Origin of the sequence: Corynebacterium sp. HMSC070H05, assembly GCF_001837615.1 — a bacterium.
Taxonomy (GTDB): Bacteria; Actinomycetota; Actinomycetes; order Mycobacteriales; family Mycobacteriaceae; genus Corynebacterium; species Corynebacterium coyleae.
The window spans coordinates 1-313 of the sequence record NZ_KV833276.1 but is presented as its reverse complement, the minus strand read 5'-3'; the positions used below and the strand labels follow the sequence as shown (position 1 = coordinate 313).

The 313-nt window shown below is 54.0% G+C and carries 1 rRNA gene; it reads left to right on the top strand.

From position 1 onward, the window contains the following. Window positions 1–70 precede the first annotated feature (70 nt). Window positions 71–188, top strand: a 5S ribosomal RNA gene (gene rrf, locus HMPREF2617_RS01040). Window positions 189–313 lie beyond the last annotated feature (125 nt).

Below are 313 nucleotides of genomic sequence, written 5' to 3'. Positions count from 1 at the left end.
ACCCACATTGTCACAATGACATCTCAATACAGTCCACAACACATGGACACTCTATGAACCCCCAAGATGTGTCGGTGGTTGATAGCGGCGGGGAAACGCCCGGTCCCATTCCGAACCCGGAAGCTAAGCCCGCCCGCGCCGATGGTACTGCTCCCGGGAGGGAGTGGGAGAGTAGGTTACCGCCGACCCAACAACTTCAAAACAAACACCCGTAGACGAAACTAAACCCAACCGGTTTCACCTACGGGTGTTTTTACGCATACCCACATCATTGTTGTCGCCGACGGGTTAAGCGACAAAATGTGTGTCTGCT